Raw genomic sequence first — 1,497 nt, 5'->3', positions numbered from 1 at the left:
AAACAGACCCGGAAACGCCGATCAACCGCAATTCACGCCCGGAACAACTCTCAAACCGTCAGAATGAAGAGGTTTCCGGAGGTGCCCAAATGACCACACCAGGAAAGTCTGGGAGGTGTCCCGCCTTTGGACGGCGGTCGATGGTGTCCCCCATGCCCGGCTCGTGAACCAGCATGAGACGTTGATGGTGTCGGTTGGAACGTTGAATGATCAAGAGTTCTTCGTGGTCGTTCCTGTGAAGCGGAGCGAACCGTAAAGCAGATCGGCGGTGGCGAACGGGCGAGAACTCTACCGCCTAATCATGCTGGACGGATTTTGGGGGTGGGCGGGAAATATCCATCCAGACACAGCCGATTAGGTGAATACAACAGCAGAACGCTATCGTATTCGGGACACGCCATCAAGACGTACAGGATGAACTTTTCGCCCATATGGTGAAAATCTTGAACGTAAATCCGACCATGGACACCGCATCGATTACTGTATCCGCAATCGGCATCAGCGAAGTGAAGAATGCCGGTAAGCTACGTGCCTTGGCTGATGTTGAGGTCGTCTTTGATGGCATCGAGATGATCATCCAAGGAGTCAAGGTGAGGGCTGATGGCAAAAGTACGAGGTTTCCTTGCCAACATACCGGGCACCAGATGGCTCATGGAGGGCCGCAATCATTCTGCCTGGTGAGGTCAAGGATGCCATTTCGGACACGGTGATCGCTGCGGGATTGGAGGCTGGGGTTCTCCGGATGAAGGAGGAGACATAGGCTGGCCAATGCATGAAGGCAGAGCTGGCAAGGTATATGGCTTTTGAAATAGGCATGATACGCTTGCTGCGTGAGCGGCTTAAGCTGGACAGGCTTACGTGCCGGAGTATTTGCTAACGACCTCCAATGCACAACCAAATGCTGCGGTTTCTGTTTCGGCATTTCGAAAGCTAAAGCGGTTTGCGCCCGGCGAGGGCATACATAAGATTAAAGCCTTTTGCGTCACATTGGACGCAAAAGGCTTTAATTGTAGGGTCTGCTGCATTATGGACAGCGGCAGTCTTGCTTTCGTTTTGGATGGCGGCTGAAAACGAAAGGCAGCAAGCGGTAGGTCTGGCAATTCAAGAAGCACGAACCAGCGTGCAAACAGATATCGGCTTCCGCCATTGGGCTGCATCCCATGGTGGAGTTTGTGTGGCTCTTGACGCCCAAACTCCCCCGAATCCCCACTTGCACGTTCCCGACCGCGACGTGGTAACCACGACCGGCAAACACCTGACCCTGATGAATCCGGCATACGTGTTGCGTCAACTGATGCAGTCGGGATTTGTCGCCAAGGGACGAATTACGAGTATGAAGGCCATCAATCCGGATTTGCGATCTGCAAGCGGATCATCACACAGCATGGTGGGCAAATTTGGGTGGAGTCAGTGACCCTCCCCCCGTGAATGGCTCCAGGTTGAATGTAATAATTCAACTGACCATGAAGGGGACATTCCATGCCGAAGAAGAGACAT

General features: G+C 53.2%; 2 protein-coding genes. One reads left to right on the top strand and one right to left on the bottom strand.

Going from position 1 to position 1,497, the window contains the following annotated elements; all coding sequences use genetic code 11:
* Nucleotides 1–524: 524 nt before the first annotated feature.
* Nucleotides 525–653, bottom strand: a complete 129-nt coding sequence (locus A6A04_RS23520; RefSeq protein WP_256367182.1) for a hypothetical protein — start codon at nt 651–653, stop codon at nt 525–527.
* Nucleotides 654–1,042: 389 nt separating this feature from the next.
* Between A6A04_RS23520 and A6A04_RS22985 the strand changes: the two genes are divergently transcribed.
* Nucleotides 1,043–1,414 (top strand): hypothetical protein, encoded by a 372-nt coding sequence (locus A6A04_RS22985; protein ID WP_216636136.1) that lies wholly within the window; start codon nt 1,043–1,045, stop codon nt 1,412–1,414.
* The last annotated feature ends 83 nt before the right edge of the window (nt 1,415–1,497 follow it).

The organism is Paramagnetospirillum marisnigri (assembly GCF_001650715.1).
GTDB lineage: Bacteria > Pseudomonadota > Alphaproteobacteria > Rhodospirillales > Magnetospirillaceae > Phaeospirillum > Phaeospirillum marisnigri.
The sequence above is the reverse complement of the archived record's forward strand: the minus strand, read 5'-3'. Positions and strand labels throughout refer to the sequence as shown.

Bases quoted from the DNA above. Each gene is read 5' to 3' on its own strand.
- A6A04_RS23520 (WP_256367182.1), bottom strand. From the start codon at position 653: ATGAGCCATCTGGTGCCCGGTATGTTGGCAAGGAAACCTCGTACTTTT.